Annotated in this window: 19 protein-coding genes and 1 pseudogene; 11 read left to right on the forward strand and 9 right to left on the reverse strand. The window is 65.6% G+C overall.

The features are described from left to right. Positions 1–87: 87 nt before the first annotated feature. The 4 genes from DL519_RS14975 to DL519_RS14990 are packed head-to-tail and all read left to right on the forward strand — an operon-like array spanning position 88 to position 8,102. Positions 88–1,623, forward strand: a complete 1,536-nt coding sequence (locus DL519_RS14975) for a TIGR02677 family protein (protein WP_190815642.1) — start codon at positions 88–90, stop codon at positions 1,621–1,623. Next, positions 1,620–2,804, forward strand: coding sequence for a TIGR02678 family protein (locus DL519_RS14980; RefSeq protein WP_190815644.1), 1,185 nt, complete (start codon positions 1,620–1,622; stop codon positions 2,802–2,804). Before DL519_RS14975 ends, DL519_RS14980 begins: the two co-directional genes overlap by 4 nt. Continuing rightward, complete coding sequence (locus tag DL519_RS14985) at positions 2,801–6,877, forward strand: TIGR02680 family protein (protein WP_190815646.1); 4,077 nt, start codon at positions 2,801–2,803, stop codon at positions 6,875–6,877. Before DL519_RS14980 ends, DL519_RS14985 begins: the two co-directional genes overlap by 4 nt. A 4-nt stretch (positions 6,878–6,881) precedes the next feature. Beyond that, entirely contained in the window at positions 6,882–8,102 is a 1,221-nt protein-coding gene (locus DL519_RS14990) for a TIGR02679 family protein (RefSeq protein ID WP_223839014.1), read from the forward strand. 380 nt (positions 8,103–8,482) lie between these two features. On the opposite strand, the gene DL519_RS14995 is transcribed toward DL519_RS14990, so the two are convergent. Genes DL519_RS14995 through DL519_RS15005 form a run of 3 tightly spaced genes read right to left on the reverse strand, consistent with a single transcriptional unit; the run spans position 8,483 to position 11,405 of the window. Continuing rightward, on the reverse strand, positions 8,483–9,280 hold the full coding sequence (locus DL519_RS14995) for a carbon-nitrogen hydrolase family protein (protein WP_190815648.1): 798 nt from the start codon (positions 9,278–9,280) through the stop codon (positions 8,483–8,485). A 26-nt stretch (positions 9,281–9,306) separates the two neighbouring features. After that, positions 9,307–10,650, reverse strand: a complete 1,344-nt coding sequence (locus tag DL519_RS15000) for an MFS transporter (protein ID WP_190815650.1) — start codon at positions 10,648–10,650, stop codon at positions 9,307–9,309. Beyond that, positions 10,647–11,405 (reverse strand): HpcH/HpaI aldolase family protein, encoded by a 759-nt coding sequence (locus DL519_RS15005; RefSeq protein ID WP_223839015.1) that lies wholly within the window; start codon positions 11,403–11,405, stop codon positions 10,647–10,649. Before DL519_RS15005 ends, DL519_RS15000 begins: the two co-directional genes overlap by 4 nt. Before the next feature lie 178 nt (positions 11,406–11,583). Here DL519_RS15005 and DL519_RS15010 point away from each other — a divergent pair, with 178 nt between their 5' ends. Further along, entirely contained in the window at positions 11,584–12,270 is a 687-nt protein-coding gene (locus tag DL519_RS15010) for a GntR family transcriptional regulator (protein WP_190815655.1), read from the forward strand. A 435-nt stretch (positions 12,271–12,705) separates the two neighbouring features. Here DL519_RS15010 and DL519_RS15015 read toward each other — a convergent pair whose 3' ends face one another. From DL519_RS15015 to DL519_RS15030, 4 genes are all read right to left on the reverse strand, one after another. Next, positions 12,706–13,935, reverse strand: coding sequence for a trans-sulfuration enzyme family protein (locus DL519_RS15015; RefSeq protein ID WP_190815656.1), 1,230 nt, complete (start codon positions 13,933–13,935; stop codon positions 12,706–12,708). A gap of 90 nt (positions 13,936–14,025) precedes the next feature. Further along, entirely contained in the window at positions 14,026–15,540 is a 1,515-nt protein-coding gene (locus DL519_RS15020; protein ID WP_190815658.1) for a M81 family metallopeptidase, read from the reverse strand. 34 nt (positions 15,541–15,574) lie between these two features. Then, the gene (locus DL519_RS15025; RefSeq protein ID WP_223839023.1) at positions 15,575–17,059 is read right to left on the reverse strand and encodes a xylulokinase; all 1,485 of its coding nucleotides are present in this window, start codon (positions 17,057–17,059) and stop codon (positions 15,575–15,577) included. A 1-nt stretch (position 17,060) separates the two neighbouring features. Then, entirely contained in the window at positions 17,061–18,311 is a 1,251-nt protein-coding gene (locus tag DL519_RS15030; RefSeq protein WP_190815660.1) for an MFS transporter, read from the reverse strand. 394 nt (positions 18,312–18,705) lie between these two features. On the opposite strand from DL519_RS15030, the gene DL519_RS15035 reads away from it, so the two are divergent. From DL519_RS15035 to DL519_RS46445, 4 genes are all read left to right on the forward strand, one after another. Continuing rightward, positions 18,706–19,470: a DeoR/GlpR family DNA-binding transcription regulator gene (locus tag DL519_RS15035; RefSeq protein WP_190815662.1), complete on the forward strand. Its 765-nt coding sequence runs from the start codon at positions 18,706–18,708 to the stop codon at positions 19,468–19,470. 102 nt (positions 19,471–19,572) lie between these two features. Continuing rightward, positions 19,573–20,613 carry an IS630 family transposase gene (locus tag DL519_RS15040; RefSeq protein ID WP_190812640.1) on the forward strand — a complete coding sequence of 347 codons (1,041 nt, stop codon included), beginning with the start codon at positions 19,573–19,575 and terminating at the stop codon, positions 20,611–20,613. A gap of 244 nt (positions 20,614–20,857) precedes the next feature. Further along, on the forward strand, positions 20,858–21,283 hold the full coding sequence (locus DL519_RS46440) for an IS5 family transposase (RefSeq protein WP_223839025.1): 426 nt from the start codon (positions 20,858–20,860) through the stop codon (positions 21,281–21,283). Next, a complete protein-coding gene (locus DL519_RS46445) occupies positions 21,280–21,705 on the forward strand; it encodes a transposase (RefSeq protein ID WP_263399645.1) in 426 nt (141 codons plus the stop codon). The genes DL519_RS46440 and DL519_RS46445 overlap by 4 nt, the downstream gene beginning before the upstream one ends. Positions 21,706–22,003: 298 nt before the next feature. On the opposite strand, the gene DL519_RS15050 is transcribed toward DL519_RS46445, so the two are convergent. Together DL519_RS15050 and DL519_RS15055 are read right to left on the reverse strand one after the other, a co-directional pair. Further along, on the reverse strand, positions 22,004–23,617 hold the full coding sequence (locus DL519_RS15050) for an AbgT family transporter (RefSeq protein ID WP_190815663.1): 1,614 nt from the start codon (positions 23,615–23,617) through the stop codon (positions 22,004–22,006). A gap of 206 nt (positions 23,618–23,823) precedes the next feature. Then, entirely contained in the window at positions 23,824–25,074 is a 1,251-nt protein-coding gene (locus DL519_RS15055; RefSeq protein ID WP_190815665.1) for a lyase family protein, read from the reverse strand. Positions 25,075–25,552: 478 nt separating this feature from the next. On the opposite strand from DL519_RS15055, the pseudogene DL519_RS49965 reads away from it, so the two are divergent. Further along, positions 25,553–25,747: pseudogene (locus DL519_RS49965) on the forward strand (GntR family transcriptional regulator); the annotation flags it as partial. A 15-nt stretch (positions 25,748–25,762) separates the two neighbouring features. Further along, entirely contained in the window at positions 25,763–26,206 is a 444-nt protein-coding gene (locus DL519_RS15060) for an FCD domain-containing protein (protein WP_223840290.1), read from the forward strand. Positions 26,207–26,303 lie beyond the last annotated feature (97 nt).

A 26,303-nucleotide genomic window follows, 5' to 3' on the forward strand; every position in this document is an offset into this window, starting at 1 on the left:
GCCGCCCACGGAATCGATGAGGGTGGCGGTGGCATACCGAGGGCTTGCCGTACCCTCGAATGCGGTCTTCGAGAGAGGGGTACAGGCTTGAGTGAGGTCGATTTTCGTCCTTTCGCTCATCTCAGTGCGCCCAATGCTGAACTTTACCGCCGGATCATGGGCTCTTTCGTGCGGGCCAAGCTTCGGTTCATCGTTCACCTTCGGCCCGAGGATGTCCACGAGGTTATCGGTGGGGACCTGCCGTCCATCGTCGATGCGCTTTCCAGGCTGGTGGATTGGGGGAATCTTCGCGCCGATCCGGATACCAGCCGCGTCACCACGGTCGAGGACTTCCACCGCGCTCGGTTCCTCTACCAGCTCACGCATGCTGGCGAGGCTGCCGAGCAGGCGCTCGCCAGTTACGACGAGGCCCTTGGCAGGCGCGGGGCTCTGCAGGCCGTTGCACTCACGGACATCGCAACGCAACTTCGCGCATTGCTGGAATTGGTGCATCAGGATGACCCTGATCCGGCGAAGGTGCATTTGTCGCTGCGGTCGCTCGTCGACCGTTTCACCGATCTCGCCGACAACGCGCAAGCCTTCATGAGTTCGCTGCAGCGCACCATCGATCTGCACGACGCCGACTTGGACGCCTTTCGTGCTTATAAAGACCGGTTGATCGACTATCTGGAGCGTTTCATCAAGGATCTGGTCGCCACCGGCGGAGAGATCGCCGCGCTGGTCGGCGACATCGAGGAGGTCGGCGTCGCGCGGTTGCTGGACGTGGCTGCCGAGCGGGAAGCCGCCGATGCCGCCCCCGGTGTTGGCGAGGATGGGGACGATCCGCGCCAGGTTGAGTTCGAACGCGGGCGGCTGCGGTGGCAAGACCGTTGGCGTGGTTTCCGGGGCTGGTTCGTCAGCGAGCCGCAGCATCCCAGTCAGGCCAAGTTGCTTCGCGCCCGGGCTCGCACGGCCATTCCACAACTGCTGCAGGTGGTGGCGACGCTCAACGAGCGCCGCGCTGGGCGTTCCGACCGGTCCGCCGATTTCCGCAGCCTGGCACGCTGGTTCGCGCAGGCGCCCAGGGAGGAGGATATGCATCGGCTGTGGCGTGCTGCGTTCGGGCTTTCGCCGTCGCGGCACTTGGTTGCGGAAAACGACGAAGCGGACAACCCGGTTCCGGCGAACACTCCATGGGCGCAGGCACCTCCTCTGGAGATCAGTCCGCGATTGCGGAAAACCGGCAGCTATGAACGTCGCGGCAAGCCCAACCGGGTTGTCGACCGCTCGGCGCAGCGCCAGTATCTAGCCGAATTCGCGGCGAAGGAGGCGGCCGAGACCGCGGCGGCCAGGCGCGCTCTCGTGACCGAACACCCGACGCGCCTCACCGATCTCGGCGAGCTGGACCCGGCCGCGTTCCGCTTGTTCCTCCACCTGCTCGGCGATGCCCTGGCCGCGCGCGCACCAGGTCAGCGTACGGTCATGACCACTACCACCGATGGCACCATGACCATCCGGCTCACTTCCCTCGATGACGGCCGGAAAGCCGAGATCCACACACCGCAAGGGGTCTTCCGGGGACCCGATCACCTGGTGGAGATCATCGATCTGACCGTCGAGGAGCATGTGGAGCAAAGCGCATGAGCGCGCTCGGCGATGCCATGTCGGCCTCCCGCTCCGACGAGATACGCCGTGCCGCCCGGGCCCTGCTGCGGCGTCCCTTGCTTCGTGCCACGGACCCCGCGTTCGTCCTCATCCGCCGGTACGCACCCGAGCTGCGGGAATGGTTCGACCGCAACACCGGCTGGCGGCTGCACATCGACAGCGAAGTCGCCAGGCTCGTCAAGCAGCCGGCCGACACCACCGACACCACGCATCCAGCGCGCGACGTGCGGTCCAAGCAGCCGTTCGGTCGCCGCCGCTACGTCCTGACGTGCCTGGCTTTGGCCGCGCTGGAACGCGCCGACGCGCAGATCACCCTCGGTCGCCTCGCCGAGCAGGTCGTGCTCGGTGCCGCCGATCCCGAACTCGTCACAGCCGGGGTCGAATTCACCCTGAGCAGCCGGGCGGAGCGGTCCGACCTGGCGACGGTGGTGCGGCTGTTGCTCGACCTCGGTGTGCTCACCCGGGTCGCCGGGGACGAGGAGGCTTTCGTCAAAGACACCGGCGACGCGCTTTACGACGTGCGACGCCGCGTGCTGTCCGCCCTTCTCGCCGCTCCGCGTGGCCCATCCACAGTAACGGCTGAGGGATTCGAGGACCGCTTGGCCGCGCTGCTCTACGAGATCCCGCCCACCACGGACGACCTGCGCAACCAGCGCATCCGGCATCGCCTCACCCGGCGGCTGCTGGACGGACCCGTGTTGTATTACGAGGGACTCGACGATGCGGAGCGCGCGTATCTCACCAGCCAGCGTGCCGCCATCACCACGCGGATCACCGAGCTCACCGGCCTGGTAGCCGAGGCGCGCGCCGAGGGCATCGCGATGGTGGATCCCTTCGACGACCTCACCGACGTTCGGATGCCGGAAAGCGGCACCGAAGGTCACGCGACCCTGCTGCTCGCCGAGCACCTCGCCCAGCACCCCAACCGCGCCCTGTCCCTGGAAGAACTGCACCGGTACCTCCGGCGCAAGGCCGACGAGCACCGCACTTACTGGCGGCGCAACGCAACCGATCCGGGCGCCGAAGTCGAACTGACCGAGAACGCGCTGGGCAGGTTGGAGGCGCTACGGCTGGTCGATCGGGCGGACGGCTTCGTCACTGCGCTGCCCGCTCTCTCCCGCTATGCGCTGGCCGACCCCACCCTCCAGGAAGCGAAATGACCCGAGAACTGCCGGAACCCGCGTTGCAGCGATGGCAACCGCTGCGAGCCGGCCTGATCGACATGTTCTACTACGACGCCGAGGAGTTCTGGTTCCGCGACGGTCGGCTGCTGCTGCGCGGTAACAACGGCACGGGCAAGTCCAAGGTGCTTGCGCTCACCCTCCCCTTCCTGCTCGATGGTGATCTCTCGCCGCACCGGGTCGAGCCGGATGCCGACCCGAAGAAGCGGATGGAGTGGAACCTGCTGCTCGGCGGCGAACATCCGCATCCGGAGCGTCTCGGTTACACCTGGCTCGAATTCGGCCGCGTCGACGAGCAAGGTGCAGCGGTGTTTCGCACCATAGGCTGTGGCCTGAAAGCGGTATCCGGCAAGGGAATCGCGCGGCACTGGTACTTCGTCACCAGCAAGCGGATCGGCGACGACCTGGCGCTGGTCGATGCGACCGGAACCGCACTGTCCAGGGACCGGCTGATCGACGCGCTCGATGAGCAGGGCACGGTCTACGACCGCGCTCGGGACTACCGACGTGCCGTCGACGAGAGTTTCTTCGGTTTCGGCGAGCAGCGCTACGGTGCACTGGTCGACCTGCTCATCCAGCTCCGCCAGCCGCAACTGTCCAAACGCCCCAGCGAGCAGGCGCTGTCCAAGGCGCTAACCGAAGCGTTGCCCATGCTGGACCAAGCGCTGATCGCGGATGTCGCCGAAGCTTTCCGCAGTCTTGAGGAAGACCGCGAGGCGCTGGCCGCGATGGTCGAAGCACGCGATGCTGCGCAGTCGTTCCTCACCCACTACCGCCGGTACGCGCGGATCGCGGCGCGGCGGCGGGCGGCGCAGCCTCGCCTCGCGCAGGCGAACTACGAGCGGGTCAGCCGCGACTTGAGTGCGGCGGAATCCGAGTTCACCCGAGCCGAGGAAGAACTCACCGCGATCCGGTTGAAGCTCACCGAGCTCACTACCACCCGGAAACGACTACAGGCTCGGGACGAGGCGCTGCGCGCCAGCCCGGAAATGCGCAGCGCGCGCGAACTGGAACTTGCCGGGCAGCATGCACAAAGGCTGGCAGGTGAAGCGAAGCGGATCGCCGGTGAACGCAACCTCGCAGTCGGCAGGCTGGCCACGCAACGTGATCGGCACCATGCCGCGATGCAGCGGCTGTCCGCCGCGCGGGAGACCCTGACCGGCGTCCGACGCTCCGGTGTCGACGTCGCCGACCGTGCCGGGATTGCTGTCGAGCACACCGAGGACATCGATCGGCCGCTGGACGAACAACCTGAGCTGGCGGCGCTGCGCCGAGCTGCCGAGCAGCTCGCGGTTCGGCAGCAGAGAGCGATCAAACACGTGACCGGATTGGTCCAGGCGGTCGATCACGCTGTGCAGGCACTCGCGGCTGCCCGCCGTCGCGTGTCAGAGCTCGACGCGGAAGCCGCAGATCTGGCGGATCGGCGCGTCGACGCCGACAACGAGTTGCGGGAAAACGGCGTCGAGCTGGTGTCGGCGGTGCGCGAGCACCTGGAGAACGCGACGGAACTCCGGCTCGCAGATCTTGCCGCAGTCATGGCCGAGTTGGAGCTGTGGGTGGAGACGCTCGCCGGACCGAACCCTGCCGCGACGGCGGTGAGCGCCGCCGGTCACGCGGCGGCCGGGGACCTCGCCGCGGCGGCGGCCGATCTCGAAGCGCAGGAACGCGCCGGTCGGCAGCGCAGGACCGAACTCACCGACGAGATCGAGCGGCTGGAAAGCGGGGAAGACAGCGCCCCACCGGTTCCACACACGAGGGACAACGCAGCCCGGGAAGGGCGTCCGGGTGCGCCACTGTGGCGGCTGGTGGATTTCGCCGAGAACGTCGACGAGGCACGCCGGGCCGGGCTCGAAGCCGCGCTGGAAGCGGCCGGGATCCTCGACGCCTGGGTAACGCCAGGCGGCGAGCTCCGGGCCACCGACACCAACGATGTCCTGCTGCGGACCGGCGAACCCGCGTCGGTGAACTTGAGTGCGCTGCTCAAACCAGCAGTGGACCGAGCCGACCCGCACGCCGACGCGGTTTCCGACGCCACGGTCATGAGCGTGCTTGCCTCGATCGGGCTCGGTGAGCACGGACAGACCTGGGTCAGCCCGGGCGGGCGGTTCCAGATCGGGGTGTTGGAAGGCGCGTGGCACAAACCAGTCGCCACCTACATCGGGCGCGGCGCGCGCGAAGCGGCTCGCCGCGCCCGGCTTGGCGAGCTGCGCGAAGAACTCGCGCGCGTGCAGGCTGAGCTCGCCGAAGTCGCCGAAGCACGCCGACGGCTTGAGGAACGCAAAGCCAAGCTCGCCGAAGAAGTCGCGGCGGTGCCCAGCGAAGCACGATTGCGTCAAGCACACGCGCAGCTGGCCTCACTTGATCAGGAACACCAGCGGCTCACCGCGCGGCAGGCGAAAGCCGGACAGGATGTCGTGACCTCAACCGCGGTCGAGGAAGCTGCCCGAACCGCGCTGGACGAGGGTGCTGGTGATGCCGGCCTTCCCACCGCACACTCCGAACTATCCGAAGTGGACAATGCTCTGGGCGAGTACCGCGTCGTCATTGCGGGCCTTTGGCCAGCGGTAGACGCAGTCCGCGAGGCCGACAGGCACGCCGGGGAGACTGTGGTCGACTTGGAGCACGCCGAGTCCACGGTTGAAGAGCTGACTGACCGCGCGGGCACGGCAGAGCACGAGGCCGCTGCGGCCGATGAACATCAGCGCACCCTCAGCAGCACCGTTGGCGCGGCGGTGGCCGAGCTGCAGCGACAACTCGCCGAGGTCGCGGAATCCTTGCGGGACAACGAATCCGGCCAGCAACAGACCGGGCTGGACCGGGATCGCGCGATCGAGCAGCGCGGGGCGGCCAAGGGGCGTCGCGAAGAGCTGGGCGAACGGCTCAAGGAGGCGGCCGAGGAACGCGCGACGGCGGCCGAGTTGTTCCGCCGGTTCGCCGGTACCGGGCTGTTGGCGATCGCCTTGCCGGAGCTCGAGATCCCCGACGCGGCCGAAAAGTGGGCCCCGGACCCCACGGTTCGGCTGGCCCGCCGAGCCAACGAGGAACTCGCCGACGTCACCGACGACGACAACGCCTGGGAACGGGCGCAGCACCGCGTCAACAATGAGCACAAGGCGCTGCACGACACGCTGTCGCGGCACGGTAACCGGGCTTCCGCTGATCTGCGCGAGGACGGCGTGGTCGTGGAGATCGAGTTCCAGGGCCGACCGGCGTCGGTGCCGGAACTGACCGGGGCACTGGCCACCGAGGTCGCCGACCGGGAGCGGCTGCTCAACGAGCGGGAACGAGAGACCCTGGAAAACCACCTGGTCAACGAGGTGGCGAGCACTCTGCAGGAACTCATCTCGGCGGCCGAGACACAGGTGGCGCTGATGAACCAGGAGTTGGCGGCCAGACCGACCAGCACCGGTATGCAGCTACGGCTGCTGTGGCGGCCGCTAGAGGACGGCCCAGCGGGGCTTGCGGTAGCCAGGGAGCGGCTGCTGCGGCAAACGTCGGATGCGTGGTCGGCGGACGACAGGGCCGCTGTCGGCGGGTTCCTGCAGGCCCAGATCGCCGAGGTCCGCGCCCGGAACACGGCCGGAACCTGGTTGGAACACCTGACGGAGGCGTTGGACTACCGGAAGTGGAACCGGTTCGTGATCCAGCGGCACCAACACGGGCAATGGCGATCGGCGAGCGGACCGGCCTCCGGCGGTGAGCGCGTGCTCGCCGCCAGCGTGCCGCTGTTCGCTGCGGCATCGTCGCACTACGCCTCGGCCGGTAACCCGAACGCACCGCGCCTGGTCACCCTCGACGAGGCTTTCGCCGGCGTCGACGACAACGCGCGGGCGAAGTACCTGGGTCTGCTCGCCGCCTTCGACCTCGACGTGGTGCTGACCAGTGAACGCGAATGGGGCTGCTACCCGGAGGTTCCCGGGTTGCGGATTTCGCAGTTGTCGAGGGTGGACGGGGTTCCTGCCGTGCTGGTGACGAACTGGGAATGGGACGGTTCGACGCGAACCCGCGTACCCCTGCAGGATTCCGTTGCGCAGCATGGTTTGTGGGGGTAACCCGTTGGATCAGGATCGGCTGCGACGGCTGCTCGGCGATCCTGAGTTGGCCTGGCTGGTCAACCGGATCCGCACCCGAATGGAACGCGGCCAAACCCTGCACGGCACAGTCACGCTCGCTGACGCTACCGCCGCCCAACGTGCCGCCGTGCACAGGCTGCTAGGACGCCGCCCACGTGCTGGCAGCAAGGTAACGGTGTTACTGGACACCGTCGACGATGTGTTGCGCCGATCAGGTGCCTGCGAGGACGGTCTGGCGGCCGCGGTCGTAGCGCTCACCGGACCGGTGTCCGAAAAGGCAGCGGTTGCAGCGAAACTGGCGCAAGCCTGGCAGGATGCGTTCGCCCCGCTGGAAGAAGTGGTCGGCCAGCAACTCGCTGGCTGGTACTCGGCGATCCGCGATACTGGCCTGGTCCGCAGGCTTGCGGGCAGCCCAAAAATCGCCGGCCCGATTCTGCACGATCTAGCTGGGGTCGTTCGGAACCTGCCTGCCGATGGCGAGCCGCTGGGGCACTTCGCAGCACGGGTAACAGGTCGTGCGCATGCCCTGGACGAGGGCCCCCTCGCAACTCTCGCACTCGGGGCCGCACGTGCTCTGACAGGCATCCCGAACGGCAGCGGCTCCGAATGGCGGCACGAGGTATGGGCCTCGGTCGGTCTGCTGCGTGACGACGTGTCCAGCACCGTGTTGACCTTGGGCCTGCCTGGCGACGACCGCACGGCGACCGGCCGCGCGCTGGCCGCCTGGCACGAGGCCGGGCAGCCGGTGGTGTTGACCTTGCGCCAACTGGTCCGCGATCCCCCTGTGTTCACCGAGCAACTGGTGTCGGTGTGCGAAAACCCGGTGGTGGTCACGGCCGCAGCCGACCGCCTCGGCAGCACGTGCCGACCGCTGATCTGCACCAACGGCCAGCCGGTTGCAGCGGTGACTCACCTGCTGCGGTTGTTGACCGAAGCGGGAGCCGAACTCCGCTACCATGGCGATTTCGACTGGGGCGGCCTGCGCATCGCGAATGCCGTCCTGGACCGCTTCCCCGCACGCCCCTGGCGCTTCGACACGGAGTCCTACCTGGCGGTCGCGGCACGCGGCCACGACCTGACCGGCAACCAGGTGACCGCCCTATGGGACGCTGACCTCACCGAGGCCCTGCGCAACACCGGCAAAGCAGTCGAAGAAGAACTGGTCCTCGACACCCTCCTCACCGACCTCACCCCCAAGCCCTGAGTCCCTCGCCCAAAACCGCTGGAGGCGGCCAGTTCCATCACAACCCACACGACCAGCCGGCACTCGTCGAGGGCTGAGAAATCGCGATCCGACTGTTCGGCATCCGACGGCCGCCCTTGTAGATTGCGCAGGTCAACACGCTGATGATCGTCGCCGACCGCAGTTTGCCGAGACGACTTGCCCGATTGCCGACCAAGCCGCAGTCGTTAGCGCTGCGGAGGGTCCACCTGATTGAGCATTCGATGACGCCGGCGACACCGGGCGGTGAAGCGGTGTCGCCGACGGCGTCGTACGCGTCCAACAGCGCGCCGAAGTCACCAGGTGATGACATACCGGCGAACTGGGTTGACCGCGGCTCGATTGGATGACCACGGACTCGCTCAACGTTCGATGACGGCAAACCGCCGTAATTCGAGGGCCGGATTGATGGCACGAACTTCGGCAATCCGGTCGGCAGAGACTTCGGCGACGGCGACTCCGTCCGCCTCGCCGAGTGAGGCGAGCTGCACACCCATCGGGTCGACGATCGTGCTTCGGCCGACGCCGCCTGGCGCGGTTTGGCCGCAGGCAGCCACATACATGGTGTTCTCGATGGCCCGTGCTCGCACCAAAGTGGACCAGTGATCCTCTTTGAGGGGGCCCGGCACCCAAGCGGCGGGCAGCAAGAGCACGTCCGCGCCAGCGTCGACGATCCGCCTGGTCACCTCGGGAAAACGCACGTCGTAGCAGGTTTGCATGCCGAACCGGATGCCGTCGACTTCGAAGAGCTCGGGTTTGTCGATCTTGCCCGGCCGCACCCGGGTGGACTCGGTGTACCCGAACGCGTCATAGAGGTGCACTTTGCGGTAGGTCGCTGCGATGCGTCCGTCCTCGTTGATCGCGACGAGTGTGTTGTGGATGCGGTCGGGGTCGTCGCTGGTCTCGTTGAAGCCGCACACGATCGTGATGGTGTGGGCTGCAGCCAAGTGCCCCAAGCTCCGGACGAACTGACCGCTCAGGGGTTCGGCTGACCGCAGGAACCGCTCATCCATTCCCTGAACCGAGAACATGGCGAATTCAGGAAGCACGATCACACGCGCACCAGCCTCAGCCGCGGACCGCACGTGGTCGCTGATCTTGTCGGCATTGCATTTCTTGTCGCTGGTGGGGGCGAACTGGGCCACAGCGATGGGGAGCATTCGTTGGTCCTGTCTCTTCAGCTCACTCATGGGCGTGCGGCGGTCACAGCTGCCGGAGGCGGGTCGATGCGGTCCATCCGTCCGAGGACGAGGGTGTAACTGATGATTCCGGCCACGATCACGAATCCGGTGACGATGAAAGCCCATGCGAACGATCCGGTGCTGTCCACCACGATTCCTGTGACGATGGGCGCCGCGATTCCGATCGTGTTGGCGATGAAGTTGACGATTCCTCCCATGGTCCCGGTGTATCCGTGGGGAGCGATCAAGGACACGATGCTCGAGCCTGCGGGAACCGACACGGCCAGACCGGCGGCACCGATCGAGAGGAAAGTGATCGCGACAGTAATAGAGTTCGCATAAGCCGCGCCGACGACCGCTAGCGAGGTCAGCATGCTGGTGACGAGGATGATGCGGCGTACCCGCGTGGCCTGTGCGGTGCGAGCGATCCATCGATCCATCAGCACTCCGGCGATGTGGAACTGCGCGATGACCGCCACCAACCACGGAATCATCGTGTAAAGGCCACCTTTGAGCAGATTCACGCCGAACTGCTTCTCGAGGTAGCCCGGTAGCCACGTCAGCAGGACGTAGTAGGCATAGGTGTACGAGGCGAACCCCAAGGTCAGGCCCCACGTCTTCCTGCGCCGGAGGAGATACCCGAGACCGTTGAGCGATCCACTTGTTCGGGCGTCTTCGTCCTCGGCCCCGCCATCCCTGATGAGGGCGTATTCCTGCGCGGTGAGACGTCCGCTCGCGAGTGCCTGCTTGGGCGTGCGGTAGAGGATCCACCAGACCAGCAGGAAGACCACGCTCAGCACACCGGTGAAGATGAACGCCGCGTGCCAGCTGAACGCCGACACGAGAAAGGCCATGATCGGGATCCCGAGCACGTTCGACATTTTGGAGGAACCATCGAAGATGGCTGTGGCCGTGCCCCGTTCCTGCTTGGGGAACCACTGCCCGATCGCCTTCCACGCCGCGGGAACCGACGGTGCCTCACCGATGCCGAGGATCAGGCGGGCGATGATCACTAGGCCGAGACCACCGGCCGCCGCCGAGAGGAATGAGGCCAGCGCCCAGAGGGTGACACCGACCCGGTTGACCCAGCGCACGCCGATCTTGTCGATGACCGATCCGATGGGCATCTGCAGGACGGCGTAAGTCCACAAGAACGCCGACGAAACGATCCCCATTTGCGCGGCCGAGATGTCGAAGTCACGCATGATCTCCGGAGCCGCGATAGAGAGATTGACGCGGTCGATGTAGTTGACGAAGGCACCGATGCCGAGCACGCCGGCGATCTTCCAACGGACCCGGCCGACACGACTCGGTGCCGCCACCTCGGCGGAGACCTCGGACGTGCTCACGACGAGACCTCCTCGGCGAGCGCGGATGCTTCGTGGAACGCGGCGCTGAGCCCGACGCGTAACGCGTCGTGCTGCATGGTTAGAGCCAGTTGATGCGCACCGTGCTCCAGTGCGAACTTCTTCTCGTCCTCATTCCAAGCCGGCATGACCCAGTGCTTACCGGCCGCCCGCGCAGCATTGGCGATCGTGCGCTGATCGGCGAAGTCGCCAGCGTCCCTGGAATAGGCACCGCGGTCACGCCGCACCGACAGATCACCGGGACCGACGAACACCCCGTCCACAGTCGGAAGATCGAGGATGGCCTCCACCTCGGCGAGGGCACCGGCATGCTCGATCATCGGGTAGCAGCGGATGCGGGCGTCCTCAACCGCCAGCCACTCGTCGGTGTAAGGGCTGTATCCGATGGTGCGGCCTCCCGCCAGGCTGCGGTCTCCCGCCGGTGGGAACTTGGCGAATGCGGTCACCTCTCTGGCGTGCGCGGCACTCTTGATGTGCGGGAGCACCACGGCGTCAGCTCCGAAGTCCAGTGCCTGCTGGATCGGCGCCCGTTCGGGCGCGAGGACCTTCGCGAGCACGTCGAAACCGAGCGCCTTCAGAAATGGTGTGAATCTTTCCAGGTCGGCGAGCCCGAAGGCGCCGTGCTCGATGTCGAGGACGACAGCACCATAACCGAGGTGGCGAGCGATCTCGGCGGCAGCACAGTTCGGGTCGGACAGCCACACGGCGAAGCGGTAATTCGGGATGCGTTGGTTCACAGGACTACGACTCCTCGGTAACTCGAGCGCTTGATCGCCCGCCAGACGGCATTCCACATAGCGGGGAAAGGAGAGGCGAGACCCACACGCAAGCTTGTGTGTTCCTCGTGTATACACGAGGAGTACAGGAGGTGTCCAGTATGTTGAGGAGGGAACGGCCAAGTCGAGGAGGCAAATCATGGCTGTCGATGCACCCAGTCAGGTCGATTCGCGGCGCCAGCGGCCCGCCGCAGGGCGGGTCTACGACTGGTTGCGCGATGGGATCATCACCGGCCGGCTGGCCGAGGGCACCTTCCTCGATGAGGTGTGGGTCGCGGAGTCCGTCGGCACTTCCCGCACGCCGGTGCGCGAAGCGTTCCACCGCCTCAACGCCGAGCGGTTCATCGACCTGTTGCCCCGCAAGGGAGCGCAGGTGCACGTGGTCACTGCCCGCGAGCTCGACGAGGTCAACGCGACTCGGATGTTGATCGAAGGGCACGCTGGCAGCGCGCTGTGCGCAGACCGCGTCGGCGCCCCCCGGGAGATGCATGAACTTCTCGATCTCATGGAGGAGGCCGAGCGCGCGCTCGATTGGCTCCAGGCCGTTCAGCTGAACTGGCGGTTCCACCGCTCGATGGTGAGCGCGCACGGAAATGTGGTGCTCACCGAGATGTACGACACCTTGCAGGCGCGGCAACAACGTGTCGGGCTCCGGGCGCTCGAGTCCAGCCCGGCCCGGGTCCCAGTCATCGACGAACAGCACCGGGGCATCGTCAGAGCACTCGATGACCACGACAGCGACAGGCTGCAGCGCCTGCTCGGCGAGCATCTGATGCCGGCGCCCGAGGTGACCGCAGTTCTCGGGTCGGACGCCCACCGGATGTGATCACCGACGAGTACGTACGCCCAATTCGTCGTCTGGCGCGCACTGGGCCGGTCCGTCTGCGAGTGCCGAACTGGCCGTCAACGACCAGCGGCGCTTTCGTCCGCCCCTGGGGCTGGAGGTAGCTGGCCGCCTCGGCCCGGCGGGACTTTCGTGGTCCGCAGGCCCATATCGACCACGTGTCGTCGTCGGCCGCAGGACCGACCTTGAGGCTAGCCACGGCGGTGGCCAGGCGCGCACGCAGAGCAGAAGCGGTGTCCTCGCCGCCGGGGACGAGGTCCGGAATCGCCATGCACTGCACGCCGCAAAGCCGTACACGGCGTGCTCCGATAGGAGTCCAGTCCTTGTCTCCCAGCTGACCAGGTGTGCCACTGATGCTTGCAGCCGCCAGCCGCTTGTTCCAGCGGTACGCCTTCGGGTTGCGGCCTGACAGGTGAGTCAGTGTGCGGGCACCGCCGTATCCAGGGCTGCAGCCAGGTCCGCGATGAGGTCATCGGGATCTTCGAGCCCCACCGCCAGACGCAGCAGGCCGTGGGTGCGGAACACCTCGGGGAACATGGCGGCACGGTCGGCGGGGGTGTCCTCGTAGACGATGAGGGTCTCGTCGTGGCCCAGAGACACTGCGGAGGTGATCAGCCGCAGGCTGTTGACGAAGGCATTGCGGGTGTCATGATCGGCATCGAGAGCGAATGCGATCATCGCGCCGAAGTCTTGTCCGCCGAATTGCCGCTTGGCGAGCTGGTGCTGCGGGTGTGACGGCAGTCCCGGGTAGGCGACGTGTAGCACGCGGGGGTCGCTGTCCAAGAACTCCGCCACGCGCTGGGCGTTGGCGAGGTGCTGACGCAGGCGAAGTGGCAGCGTGATCGACCCGCGGGAGATCAGCCATGCGTTGAACGGGGATATGGCAGCGCCCACGTTGATCATGGCCTCGGTTTTGATCGGGAGGATCAGTTCCCGCGGCCCGATGACGGCTCCGCCCATCGCGTCGCCGTGCCCGTTGATGTACTTGGTCAGGGAATGCACCACCAGGTCGGCGCCGTGCTCCAGCGGACGGAACATCGGTGGAGGCGTGCAGGTGGAGTCCACTGTCAGCAGCGCGTCTTCCGCATGGGCGATGTCGGCCAGGGCCTGGATGTCGGCTGTTTTTACGGTTGGGTTGGCGATGACCTCGGTGTGGATGATCCGCGTGGTGGGACGAATCGCCGCACGCACGGCATCAAGATCCGTGACGTCGACGAATGTCGCCTCGATGCCCGACTTGACGGGCAGCAGCTCGGCGAACAGCCGCCATACGGCGCTGTAAGTGACATCGGAGACGATGACGTGATCCCCGGCGTTCAGGTGAGTAAAGAACATGGCGTGCAAAGCCGCCACACCGGTGCCCAGCACGACCGCGTCCTCGCCTCCGTCGAGGGTGGCGAGCTTGCTCTGGAGCGCGAGCTGGTTCGCGCCGGACTCACGTGTGTAGACGAGCAGGTCAGGGTTGTCCGGGTCAAGCGTGTACGGGTCCTCTGGCAGGGCGTAGGAGTTCGCCATGATGATCGGTGTACGGATTGCACCCGTGCCGACGTCAGCCTGATTCCCGCTGTGCACCGTCTGGGTCTGGAAGGCGAGTGTCGCCGGATCGTGCTTATTAGGCCTGGAAGGCGGAGGGCTCGGGTTTGACATGGGACTCCCTCGAATCGCGGGTCGATCTGCGGCGCTGCATCAGATCAAGTACACCCGACGTGATCATTCATCCCGGTGATCGCGGCCTGGCTAGGCCCGACCGCCGGTTGTCGAGCGGTCCCGGCCGAAATGCACCGGGTACTCGATCTCTTCGGTATCGGTCCACGGGTACATCGACTTCGGCAACCGGCGGAAGTCCAATCGGCTCAGGTCGGCCGCGGCCGATCCCGGTGTATCGGCTTCGCAGATGAGTCCCGCGAACTTGGTGTAGGCGGCGCGGAACGACGTGTTGGCCTTGACCACCACGAGGTCGTACAAGGTCGGCTCGATCCCGAAGGCCCGGTAGAGCTGCGGGTCGCCGTTTCCCGCCATCCACTCGCAGACGACGGTGTCGAGGGTGCCGAACCGCAGCACCGTGGTCGTCCCTATGCGATTGATCATTCCTCGGCCGGCCGGGCCTTCCTGCGCGAACTCACCATCGTGGACCGAGCGGACGTAGCCCTCGGCCTTGATCGAGACGGCGTTCGGGTCGTGTGCGCGGCCGACCTCGAAAGTTGCGCGCCCGCCGATTCCGATCCGGTGCGCTTCGGCGGCTGCAGCCGGATCGTTGACCACCGTGGCCGCGCGAATCTCCGACCCGCGCTCCAGCAGGCGCGCGGCCACGGCCATGCTGTCCCCGGGAGCACCGGCGTTGCACGAGTCCGCGGAGTCAACCAGGATCACGGGTTTCGGTGTGTCAGGGTCCTCGGCGAGGTCGATGATCTCGTCGATCGACATCAGGTTCGGGGTGAACTCGTGGCGCGCTGCGTAGAGCCGCTGGGCCAACTCGCGGGCACCGGCCGCAGCTGATTCCCGGTCCGCTGCGATGACCACGGCCGAGGAATTGCCCTCGGCCAGGTCCAGCCAGGGCTGCATCTGGTAGACGGTGAAGTCGATGATGCGACCTTCGTCGACCATCGCACGTCCGTGCTCGATCAAATCCCGGAACGGGCCTTCGAGCGTGTTGTACGCGGACGCGGAAACGATCATCGGGATCGGTACCCAAGCCATCTCCAACGTGCCGCCGGCGATCGCCTCCAACGCCAACTTCGCCGTGCGGTAACCGGTTTCGAAGAAGTCGACGTGCGGGTAGGTCTGGTACCCGACGATGAGGTCGGCGTCCCGGACGAGGTCTTGCGAGATGTAGCCGTGCAAATCCGTCGAGGTCGCGATCACGCATCGGTCGCCCACGATCTCACGAACCCGCCGCGTGATCTCCGCCTCGGGGTCGTCGAACTCGGTCGTCTGCAGGGCGCCGTGGAACGACAACAGCACCCCGTCCAGCGGCAGGCACGCCTCGAGCTGCGGAACCAGTCGCTCGAGGTAGTGGTCCATGACGGCTTGTTCTGCGATGCCCCCGCTCTGCGAGAACATGACGGTCCCGTGCACGACTTCAGCGTCGGCCGCGTGGTCCTCCAGGGCCTGGATCATTCCGCCGATGGCGCACGGCTTGCCCGCCAGGGACTCGTGGACCTGCTCCGGATCCAGGATCCCTCCCTGGCGCCACTGCTCCAGGGTCGAGCGGACGGGGCTGAAGGAATTGCTCTCCTGGCGGAACTCGGTCATGAAGATACGCACGTGGAAACACGCTCCAACTGGTTCAGTACTTGCCGTTTAGCTGGTCGAACACATCACGCAGTGCCGGGGAGAGCTGGCGGTAGACGTCGTAGAGCCGGTCGTAGACCGCTTCGTTTTCCGGGTTCGGGGCGAACACCCGCTCGATGGGCACCTCGTCGACGATCGAGTCGTAGTCGGCGATCTGGCCCAACCCGATCATCGCGCAGTAGTAGGCCCCCAGAGCGCCGGTGTAGCGCGGTGCCCGGGGAACTTCGATACGCATCTGGAGGACGTCGGCGAGCATCTGCATCCAGACCCCACTGGTCGCTCCCCCGCCGACCACGCGGATGCTCTCCAGTTGGGCGCCGGTGCTCCTCGAGAACCGTTCGAGGTTCATCCGGTGCGTGTAGCAGATGCTCTCCATGACGGCCCGCAGCATGTGCCGGCGGTCGTGGGAGGTCGTCAGGTTGAGGAAGATCCCCTTGGCGTTCTTGGACAGCGGCGGCAGTTCACCGGCCAGCCAATGCGTCGCGACGAGGTCGAGCGATCCGGGCTCGACCGAGGCCACCTCCTTCGCCAGGAAGTCGTGCAGGGAATCTCCGAGGACGCCCTTCTCCGCCCGGTACAGCTGCTCGGTCGCCCAGTCATAGGCCAGGCAGCCGGTCTGCAGCGCGAACACCGCGCCCTCCCGATCCGCGTCGAAGCTGAAGTTCAGCGGCGCGTCCAGCGAACTGCGATCGGGCACGACGCTGACCAACCACGACGACGTCCCGAAGTAGATGTGGACGTCTTTGAAGCCGGATCGTCCGACCCCCGCGGTGATCGCAGGCAGGTCGCCGAACCCGCCGAGCACCGGCACGCCTTCACGCAGGCCGAGATCGCGGGCAGCCGCAGCGGTCAGCGACCCCACGATATCGGTCGAGCGGGTCTGTTCCGGGAACTTCCCCAGGTCCTCCACGAGGCCGGCCGCCTTGATGATGCGGATGTACAGATCGGCGACCTCGGGCTTGGGCGACCGGATGAAGTCGTCGGAGGGTTCGGTCACGAACCGCCCGGTGGCCCGCCACTTGAGGTAGGTGTTCAGCCCGATGATCTTGTCAGCGCGCTGCCAGATCTCGGGCTCGTTCTCCTTGAGCCACAGCAGACGCGGCCAGTACTCCTGCCCGGTACCGACGAACTCCCCGACCGCCTCGTTGAGCCGGGCCGCCTGCTCGATCGCCCGCGAGTCGAGCCAGATGATCGAATCGTGCAGCACGACTCCGTCGGCATCGACCGGGATGATGTTCTTCCACGGCGCCACGAAGACGCAGGCGACGACGTCCTCCGCCGCCGAGCGGGACATGAGCCGACGGCTCGCCCGGCACACGGCCTCCCATAACTCGGCGGGATCCTGCTCGGCCCACCCGGGCTGGGGCTGGCGCAGCGCGTAGGTCTCGTTCGCCTCTGCGACGACGGTCCCCTCGAGGTCGATCAGCGCGGCTTTCAGCGACGTCGTCCCGCAGTCGTAGGTCATCACGTACTTCGACACGTCACGCCTCCTTGGCGGTAATGAGGGGTCGCTCGTCGGCCGCTTGAGACGACCGCTCGGACCCCAGCACGAGGTTGATCAGCAGACCGACCACTGCGGCGCCCGCCGTGACGTACCAGCCGACGGTCCAGTTGCTGACCGAAGCGATGTAGGGCACCAGGATCGGCGAGATGATCCCGCCGGCACCGGCGACCAGCAGGACCAGACCGACGCCGGGGCCGGCGGCGGCACTACCGAACAGGTCCGACGGCAACGACAGTCCAGGACCATTGGTGGCCGGTGTCCCCCAGCCGGCCACCACCGCGATCAGCACGGCCGCACCAAGACCCAGCGGGGCGACGTGCGGGACGAGCGCGCAGCCGACCGCAGCCACCAGGAGCGCCACCCACGCATTGGTCCAGGTGCGTGCCCGCAGCGCCCCCTTGCGAGCCACCAGGCGATCGGAGATCCAGCCACCGACCGGGGTCGACACGACCGCGATCAGGCCGTTCAGCAGGACTACCAGGCCGACCTGCGCCGAGGTGTAGTCGAGGGTGTACAGGTACTGCGCGAGGTAGGCGTACATGCCGTAGGCGTTGAAGAAACAGCACATCACCATCAGGCCCAGCAGCCACAGCTTGGGCTCCCGGTAGATGCTGCGAATGCGAAGAGCAGGTCCGGCATCGGCGAGCGTCCGTTCCTCCTCCAGAGGTGGCGCCTGCCGGACCAGTGCGTAGAACAGCACAGCTCCGACCACAGTCGCCACGCTGATCAACCAGAAAGTGTTCTGCCAACCGATGGCCGGGGTGAGCACGCCCGCGACGTAACCTCCCAACGCCGACCCCAGGCCGATGGCGCCGAGCAGCACCCCGATGGCCAGGCCGCGTTCCCGCGTCGGGAACCAGGAACTGACCACCGCGCTGGTGACCGTGACCATGCAGCCCCATCCCTGCACGAAGCGCAGGAGCAGGATCACGCCGTAGTTCTGCACCACCGGGATCAGCGCCGATGCGATGAGGAACGCGATGATCACCCCGGTGAACGTAGGCCGCCAACCGAACCGCTCGATCAGCTTGCCCTGCACGAAGCCGCCGATCGCGTACCCGGCGATTAGCGCGGCGGAACCGAACTGAACCGCTTCCGGGGACAGCCGCAGGCTCGTGGCCAGTTCGTTCACCGCGACGGACCACGATGTCAGCGACATGTAGATCAGGGACAACATCAGCGTGCACCCGCTCAGAGCGGCGTACTTGCCAGGTGTGTGGCGATCCATGAGCTTCTTCCTTCGATGGCTGAAGGTCGGCTGGTCGGCCGGACAGGGGCGCCGGTGGCAGCGGGTACTGCGCGGTTGCCTCCAGGAAAGGCCGGTCTCGGCAGCGGCCGCAGGTCGGCCTCCCCCACCGGCACCGGGGATGTGGAAAGACCAAGGCCCTGCGGGCATGTCGTGTGGCGAACACTGTGCGCTTGTGGGATTACGTGTGTCAAGTGGTGTTTTTGTGCAAATTCGAGGATTTGCGAGGCCAGGTGTTCCGTTGCCCAGCTAGATCAGAGATCGCTGGACCAGCCGAGAACCTGCATCGGGCGCGCTCGATCGAGAAGACCGAGACGCGCCGGTCTGCCAACGTGAGGCACACGCTCCACAGAAGTCCACAGCTACAATCCGATCTATGCTCGCCGCAGAACGCCATGCCCTGATCACCGAGATGGTGCGCAGCGCGCAGATCGTCAGCACGGACACGCTCGTGCGGGAACTGGCCGTCTCCGGGGAGACGATCCGGCGAGATCTCGTGGCGCTCGAGGAACGCGGGATCCTCACCCGCGTGCACGGCGGCGCGGCGAGCACCGAGCCGCCGATTTCACAGGAACCGCCCATCGAGCAGCGCCAACGCCTGGGCGCCGGGAACAAGAGCAAGATCGGTCGCGCAGCCGCCTCGCTCGTGCGGGACGGCCAGATCATCATGATCGACGTCGGAACGACCGCCGCCGCCTTGGCCCGGGCGCTCCCACCCGGACTGTCCGCCACCATCCTGACCAACTCGCTGGTCGTCGCCTCGGAACTGGCCGACCGCCCCGGACTCGACGTCCTGGTCTCGGGCGGCCGCGTGCGAGCCGGAGATCTCGCGCTGTCGAACGCAACCGCCGCCGGATTCTTCGCCGACACCTACCCGGACGTCGCCTTCCTCGGCTCGGGCGGCCTGCACCCCGAAGCCGGGCTCACCGACTACCACCTCGAGGAGATCGCGGTGCGCCGGACCGTGCTCGCCAACGCCCACCGCTCCTACGCCCTGGTCTCCAGCGAGAAGTTCGGCCGAATCGCCGGCCACCACGTCTGCCCACTCAACCAGCTCACCGGCGTCGTCGTCGACACCGAGCCCACCGGGGACCTGCGCGACGCGCTGGCCGACGCGGCCGTCGAAGTGATCATCTCCTGATCGCACTACCAACGACCCCGCGTCGACCTACATCGCCACAATCGCAGGCCAGCCTCCTCATATTGATCGGGAACTTATAGGTGTGATCTTCGTTGTTCTGGCATGATCGCTGGTGTGCGGGACGCGCGGAGGTTGTCGCCTGAGGCGCAGGAGGATTTGCGGCGCAGGGTGGTCGCTGCTGTTCATGGTGGGATGAGTCAGGTCGAGGCGGCCCGGGTGTTCGCGGTGGCCCCGCAGTCGGTGTCCAGATGGGTGCAGGCGTGGCGGAAACGTGGCTCGAAGGGTCTCACCGGGCGTCGCCGGGGTCGCAAGCCCGGCGAGCAGAAAGCGTTGAGTGCCCGCCGGCAGCGCAAGCTGCGGTATGCGGTGGCCGAGCACACCCCGGCCACGTTCGGGCTGACCGGCCTGGTGTGGACCCGCAAGACAGTGGCCGAGCTGATCCGGGTGCGCCACGGCATCGTGTTGAACCTGCGCACCGTCGGCAACTACCTGCGTTCCTGGGGATTGTCGCCGCAGAAACCGATCCGCAAGGCCTACGAACAGGACCCCGAGTCCGTACGCCGATGGCTGGAGGAGGACTACCTGGCCATCGCCGCCCGCGCCCGCCGCGAGGGCGCACTGATCCTGTGGCTGGACCAGACCGGGATCCGCTCCGACGCCACCGTAGCCCGCACCTGGGCACCGGCGGGCCAGACACCGGTGGTGGGCAAAACGGGCAAACGATTCAGCGTGAACGCGATGTGCGCGATCGGGAACAAAGGCGAGCTGTACTTCACCGTCTACACCGGCTCGTTCAACGGCAAGGTGTTCCTGTCGTTCCTGGACCGGCTGACCCGCCATCTGGACCGCAAGGTCCACCTGATCGTTGACGGACACCCCGTCCACCGCCGCAAGACTATCCAGCAATGGATCACCAAGCACGCTGAGGCGATCGCGATGCACTTCCTGCCGGGATACAGCCCCGAACTCAACCCCGACGAGCTACTCAATGCCGACCTCAAACGCACCGTTTCCACCAGCACAGCCCCCAAAACCCGCGCCGAGTTAAAACAAGCGGTCCGCTCCTTCCTCCACCGGCTCCAGAAGCTGCCCGACCGAGTTCGCTCCTACTTCGGCAAACCCGAAGTTCGCTACGCCGCCTAACATCACACATTTGCCACCCGGATCAATAACTCGCACGCGAGGCGACCGGAACAGCTCCCGTCGAACTGCGTCCGCTGTACGACCGGGCTGGGGCGGAGATGATCGTCGGCAAGGCTGCCTCGCTATGTCTGTCTGTCCACAACAGACTACGGTTGACGTCCTCCGGACGGCTAAAGCCGCCGGATTCCAACCAGCAACGCTAGGGTCTGTTTCAGAAGTTGATCTGGGTTTGGATGATCTCCGTGTGGGACGTGGCGATCTGACGAACGAGCAGTGGGCGAAGCTCGAACCGCTGCTACCCCGGGGCAAGAAGTCAGGACGCCCGCCCAAGCACCCGAAACGACAGCTCATCAACGGGATTCGATTCCGGGTACGCACCGGCATCCAGTGGCGCGACCTGCCCGACCGGTACGGCCCGTGGCAGACCGTGTATGGCCTGTTCCGTCGCTGGCAGCGGGATGGGACCTGGAAACGGATCCTGACGCGGTTGCAGGCCCGGGCCGACGCCGAGGGGCTGATCACCTGGGATGTCAGCGTGGACTCCACCGTCGCCCGCGCACACCAGCACGCCGCTGGCGCGCGTATAAAGGGGCTGACCAGCGTGAATCCCCGGGCGGGGTCGACGTCGAGCCGGACGATCACGGGATCGGCCGGTCGCGGGGCGGGTTGACCACGAAGCTGCACCTGTCCACCGAGCAAGGCCAGAAGCCGTTGTCGGTTGTGGTCACTGCCGGTCAGCGGGGCGACTCGCCGCAGTTCCAGACGGTCCTGGAGCGGATCAGGGTGCCCCGTGCCGGTCGGGGCCGGGCACGGACTCGTCCGGATCGGGTGTTGGCGGACAAGGCGTACGGTTCCCGCGCCAACCGTGCCTACCTGCGGCGACGTGGCATTCGGTGCACCATCCCGGAGAAGGCCGACCAGATCCGCCATCGCAAGAACCGCGGTTCGCGCGGTGGTCGCCGACCGGCGTTCGACAAGGAGATCTACAAGCAACGCCACAGCTCCGGGCCGAAGCCGTTGGTACGAGCCTGGACATGGAACCGCCCGCGCACCTTCAGGAACCAGGGGAGCTTGGTAGCTGAGGGACTGTAAAGACGAACGGTGCAAATCCCGATCCTGGGAGAGGTACCGATGACCGAGACAACACCCGGTACGCACCGCGGCCGTGAACGATCGGCGCACCCGCGCTTCGGTGTGCGCGGGGGCGCCGATCGCCCTCGTTGAGGAGCCGAGTCGCCAGTGAAACCGCCACTCAAGGACTGCTCAGTAGCCACGAAGCAAGCCGACAACGCACGGGAGTGGACGGATCTGCTGAAACGGGCCACAAAGTGTGCGATCTGCCGCTCACATACGCACTTACCAGTGGGGCGACAGCCAGCTCCCCCTCTGCTCAATAGAGGTAGCCCCCCGGCCCTAACGGGACACCGGCCAGGTACCAAATCACGAACAGCGCACCCCAACACAGAAGGATGGCGAACGAAAGTGGTATAGCGAAGGACATCACAGTGCCAATTCCCGCATCCTTCTTATATCTCTGAACATAACCTAGAGCGAGCACGAAGTACGCGTTCATCGGCGTTACTGGCCCGGTCGCCGAGTCTCCGATCATAAACGCTGCAAGCGTCGCCTCAGGCCGGAGGTCGATGTACATCATCATCGGCACCAGAATCGGCGCAAGAATGGCCCACATTGCGGTACCACTGGAAATGACCATATTTAGAACGGCGATCGCGAAGATAATGACGACAAGAACAATCAGATGTGGGGCGTTTAGCTTCTTTAGGAGATCTGCGCCCTCAACCGTGACCACCGAGCCGATTCCAGTCCAGTCGAAATAGGCCAGGAACTGTGAGGCGGCAAAGAATAGAACAAGCACCGGAGCGATAGGAATGATCCCGTCCGCCATAATTTTTGGAAGCGCTCCAAGCGAGGAGATACTTCCCGTTACCCGGCCGTATACAAACCCCACAACGGCAAACAGCAGGCCGATGAAGACGGCGATGTCCACCACCACAACGGACTGCACGATGCTGCCGCCCTTGCCGATCAGTGAAGAACCCGGAATCAGCAAGAGCGTCAATACCACCGCGACGTAGATCAGCGACGCTGCGCCGGCCCACCCAAGCCCACGTCGTTCCAACGTCGTGAGACGAACATCCGACTGGGTCAGCTCATCCTTAGTCTCGACGTGGGCAACCGTGCCAGTTGCGCTGCCGTTTCCCGCAGCCGCAACCGCCTCATCCGTCGACGGCCATTGACCGAACTCGGGTCGCTTCGCCAGAACGAGCTCGACTACCAGCGTGATGACGATCGACAAGAACAAGGACGCGACCGCAGCGTAGAAGTACGTCGCAACGGGGGTGACCACGACACTCGGATCGACGGTCTGCGCAGCTGCAGTTGTCAGCGTGGCCCGGATCGCTGCAGACGGTGTGACCAATGGGCTCGCATTGAACGCCGCAGAGACTGAAACGAATGCAACGAGAACCCCGAGTACAGGACTGCGTCCCACTGCACGGAAGGCCAGAGCCCCGAGCGGGATCATCACCATGTAAGCGGAGTCGCCCATGACGTGCGAGATCATGGAGGCGAACGCGATCGCGAATGTCACCCACCGGCCCGGTAGGCGAATCACAGTGACCCTGAGAAGCGCTGTCATGAGACCGCTGGCCTCCGCGATGCTCACGCCGAGGATCATTGCGACAACAAGTGGAACCGGAGGGAATTCAGCGAAGTTGTCTAGCGCAGACTCCGCAGCAAAACCGATCCCCTCAATCGATAAAAGATTCTTGACCTCGACAATTTTACCGGAGTTCGGCAGCGTGACGGATACCCTGAGCAGCGCCAGTACGAAACTGACTACACCCAGGATCCCAGCCATGATCCAAAAGAGCCAGAACGGGTTCGGTAGCTTGTTTCCTACCCGCTCGATCGCGCTGATCACGCGAAATAGGAAATTCATCCTGGTCTTGACGACGGCGCTGCGTCTTTGCAACTTTTTCATTTGATCAGGATTTCGTGAGGGAACCACAGCCGGGCGAAAATAGAGTTTCAGGCACGAACTGCGATTCGAGCTGCTTCAGCATGCGTGCTCCGCTGCCCCGGAAGGCCGCGAGCTACGACTGGTCCCCTGCTCGAAAGCAAGGTTCACGGGTACAGCCCCTGCGAGCTGCACTCCAGAGAACGTGCGAATTGCAGTGGAAGAAGTTGCTATGCGGAGCGGCCGGCCACCGCATCGTAGCCGTCCTTCTCTGCCTGCTCGATCAAGGAATCGAACGGATGTGCCGCCAGCTCGGCGAGCCGGGCCCGATTCCAGTGGAGGCTGTCGATGCATCGGTCGGCGAAGACAGGCACCACGGCGGCCAATTCGTTGAGCGCTGGGGACAAGTTCGCGACGACAGCTGGGCCGTTCGCGTTGAAGTCCGGCTCGCCTGCGGCGACCGCCATGCCCACGGCCACAGCAGCCGCGCGGATCGAGAAACTGGCCTGCCCCACCATGCTCGGCACGACTGGATTGACCTTGCCCGGCATGATCGACGACCCAGGCTGGAGCTTCGGCAGGATCACCTCCGACAAGCCCCCGTTCGGACCCGAGCTCAGAATTAGGAAGTCCTGGCTCTGCTTGAACAGGATGCCGGCGCAGCGGGCTGCGGTGTCAGCCAGCAGGGAGTATCCGTCAGCGTGCGCGTAAGCATCGACAGGGCTCGCGCTCGGCCGCAGCGGTATGCCCGTGATCTCGGTCAAATGCTCCACAGCTAGGCGAGCGAAACCAGCTGGGGCGCCAACTCCAGTTCCTAGGGCGGTCCCGCCGAGCTGGACAGCCTGCAATGTCTGTGCCGCCACGTCGAACTGGTCCGCGAATCGCTCTGCCGCCACAGCGTGGGCCCGGTGGGTCTCCGACACCGGGACGAGGACCGCGTCCTGCCAGCCGGTGCGCCCCAAACGCCGCACTCCTTCGTGCTGCTCTGCTTGACGTCTGTAACTGCGAGCGAGTTTCCGCAGGACAGATGCAACCTCGATGGCCTGTCGCACGAGAAGCACCTTTGTGGCGGTCGGGTAGACGTCGTTCGTGGATTGGGAGCGATTCACATGGTCGTTTGGATGAACCGTTAGCCGCACGTCGGGCGGAAGCAGCCGAGATGCCCGCGAGGCCAGTACTTCGTTGACATTCATGTTGGTCGAGGTGCCTCCGCCGGTGGCGACCACTCGCAACGGAAACTGATCCAGCAAGTCGCCGCGGGCGACCTCGCCCGCCGCCTCGGCGATGACCTCGGCGCGAACCGCGTCCAGCACACCCAGGTCGCGGTTCGCGCGGACCGCAGCCAGCTTTACATCGGCGAACGCACGGAGGAATTCCGGCAGATCGCGCAGGCGAAGCCCGGTGTGCGGCGAATTCTGCAGGGCTAGCGAGGTCACCGGACCCCAGAGCGGGGTGTTGGCTACCTCGGTCGAGTCACTCACGTTGTGCCTTTCGACTGGTTAGCGGGGCACCAGGCGGTCAGCCGGCGCGAGTGCGCCAGCGGGCGAACACCCGGCTGCACAACTTGTGCGGTCTGGACGGCTTCATCAGCAAGCCCGAGACACGCCCATGACCATAAGCGCAGGCAACCTAGTTGTCTAGTTACTAGGCAAGTTCATTCTTGCCGACTTCGCCCAGTCCGCAGCAGCGCCGCCTGGACTGCCGCACCAGTCAGCCCGTCTTCGCAACACGGCCGTGCAGTTGCTTCACCTCGCGCCTAGCCAACCCGGACGGCATAGCGACGAGAGCTATTCGGGCAGCAGAAGATCGCTCGAACGGAGGCACTGAACCCGGAGCATCGTCCTCGATGACGGCCAGCTGTCCTACACCGGCGCACAGGACCTCGAGGTTCGACACCAGCACTATCGGCGAGGAACAACACCCCGGCTAACTAGGGAACTAGGCTAGTATCGGTGAGTGATGCGACCGGCAACGAAACTGAAGCAGACGAGCTTGGTAGACCAGGCCGTCGAGCAGCTTCGCAGTGAGATCATCAATGGCTCTTTGGCTCCTGGTAGCCCACTTCCCGAGGGGCGAATCAGCGAGACACTGGGCCTCGCCAGACCTACCGTCCGCGAGGTCCTACTGCGACTCCAGAACGAAGGCCTGGTCCAAAGACAGGGGCGGGGCTTGCCGCACGCGGTCACCCGCATCGACCGTGAACAGCTGGTCGACATCTACACCGCTCGGTTTCATCTTGAGTCGGCCGGTGCGCGCTCGTTCGATACTGCCGCACAGCCTGACCGCCAGGTGCTCGATCGAAGTCTCGAGGAACTGCAGTCAGCGCTCGCCTCGGCTGACCGACCTACCCAGATTCGACTCGATGCCCAGTGCCATACCGCAGTTGTCGGTTTGACCGGATCTCGAAGACTGGTCACCATGCATAAACAGCTCCTGACCGAGGCCCGGCTTGCCGCCATCACGGCGGGGCTAATTGATCACGAGGTGGCCGTAGCAAGCCACCGGGAGTTCGTCGAAATGCTTCGGGCGGGACAAACGGAATCCGCCTGCATGCAGCTGGAGAAACGACTGATTGTCGCGCGGGAGCGACTCCTGCAGAAACTCCCAGCTTGAGCTCCACAGAGCCCGAGCCGCGTGGCGGCGTTCTCCCATCCCCCACTGGCGTGGAGCACACACTTACATTAGCGAGCTGGCAATTTAGAAGGCGAGT

Source organism: Saccharopolyspora pogona (assembly GCF_014697215.1).
Lineage (GTDB): Bacteria > Actinomycetota > Actinomycetes > Mycobacteriales > Pseudonocardiaceae > Saccharopolyspora > Saccharopolyspora hattusasensis.

Excerpts from the sequence above, each read along its gene's own strand:
- DL519_RS15010 (WP_190815655.1), top strand. The coding sequence starts at position 11,584 with ATGGCTGTCGATGCACCCAGTCAGGTCGATTCGCGGCGCCAGCGGCCC.
- DL519_RS15030 (WP_190815660.1), bottom strand. The coding sequence starts at position 18,311 with ATGGATCGCCACACACCTGGCAAGTACGCCGCTCTGAGCGGGTGCACG.
- DL519_RS14995 (WP_190815648.1), bottom strand. The coding sequence starts at position 9,280 with ATGCTCCCCATCGCTGTGGCCCAGTTCGCCCCCACCAGCGACAAGAAA.
- DL519_RS14980 (WP_190815644.1), top strand. The coding sequence starts at position 1,620 with ATGAGCGCGCTCGGCGATGCCATGTCGGCCTCCCGCTCCGACGAGATA.
- DL519_RS15050 (WP_190815663.1), bottom strand. The coding sequence starts at position 23,617 with ATGAAAAAGTTGCAAAGACGCAGCGCCGTCGTCAAGACCAGGATGAAT.
- DL519_RS15015 (WP_190815656.1), bottom strand. The coding sequence starts at position 13,935 with ATGTCAAACCCGAGCCCTCCGCCTTCCAGGCCTAATAAGCACGATCCG.
- DL519_RS14985 (WP_190815646.1), top strand. The coding sequence starts at position 2,801 with ATGACCCGAGAACTGCCGGAACCCGCGTTGCAGCGATGGCAACCGCTG.
- DL519_RS15020 (WP_190815658.1), bottom strand. The coding sequence starts at position 15,540 with ATGACCGAGTTCCGCCAGGAGAGCAATTCCTTCAGCCCCGTCCGCTCG.
- DL519_RS15040 (WP_190812640.1), top strand. The coding sequence starts at position 19,573 with ATGATCGCTGGTGTGCGGGACGCGCGGAGGTTGTCGCCTGAGGCGCAG.
- DL519_RS15035 (WP_190815662.1), top strand. The coding sequence starts at position 18,706 with ATGCTCGCCGCAGAACGCCATGCCCTGATCACCGAGATGGTGCGCAGC.